Consider the following 652-nt stretch of genomic DNA (forward strand, 5'->3'; position numbering starts at 1 on the left):
GGGATGAGGCGGACGGAATTGCTACAGGAGCTAAGGAAGATGAGATTTGAAGAAGCGTATGGGGGTTGGCAGCACGGCCGACTGACGCAACTGGAGGCGGCTAGTCTTCTGGGGGTCAGCGACCGGACATTTCGCCGTTACCTTGGGCGTTACGAAGAGGGCGGTCTGGAAGGTCTGATAGATCATCGTATCGGAAGGATAAGGGAACGCGCAGCTATAGCTGGGTCAAGAGTCGGCTGCAGGAAGCCGAACTGGTCCCCAAGGCGAAGGCACGGGGAGCCCACCGTAAACGTCGAGAGCGTTCGCCGTGGCCCGGACTGATGATTCACCAGGATGGCAGCACACATGAATGGATACCCGGCCAGCGCTGGGATCTGATCGTCACCATGGACGACGCGACCAACGAACAGTACTCGATGTTCTTTGTCGGGCAGGAAGGTACGGCCAGCAGCTTGCGCGGCGTCGGCGAAGTGATCGAATCCCGGGGGCTGTTTTCGCGCTTCTACTCGGATCGTGGCAGCCATTACTGGCATACGCCCGAAGCCGGCGGCAAAGTCGACAAGCAGCGCCCCACCCAGTTTGGTCACGCCCTGCAGCGTTTGGGCATCGAGATGATAGCCGCCTATTCCCCCGAGGCGCGAGGGCGCTCGGA

Annotated in this window: 1 protein-coding gene and 1 pseudogene; both read left to right on the forward strand. The window is 60.6% G+C overall.

The window, feature by feature from the left end; genetic code table 11:
• Window positions 1-39 precede the first annotated feature (39 nt).
• On the forward strand, window positions 40-321 hold the full coding sequence (locus PROAA_RS19445) for a helix-turn-helix domain-containing protein (RefSeq protein ID WP_425394034.1): 282 nt from the start codon (window positions 40-42) through the stop codon (window positions 319-321).
• Window positions 321-652: pseudogene (locus PROAA_RS17865) on the forward strand (hypothetical protein); the annotation flags it as partial. The gene PROAA_RS19445 and the pseudogene PROAA_RS17865, both read left to right, overlap by 1 nt.

The organism is Candidatus Propionivibrio aalborgensis (assembly GCF_900089945.1).
Taxonomy (GTDB): Bacteria; Pseudomonadota; Gammaproteobacteria; order Burkholderiales; family Rhodocyclaceae; genus Propionivibrio; species Propionivibrio aalborgensis.

Bases quoted from the DNA above. Each gene is read 5' to 3' on its own strand.
- PROAA_RS19445 (WP_425394034.1), top strand. From the start codon at position 40: ATGAGATTTGAAGAAGCGTATGGGGGTTGGCAGCACGGCCGACTGACG.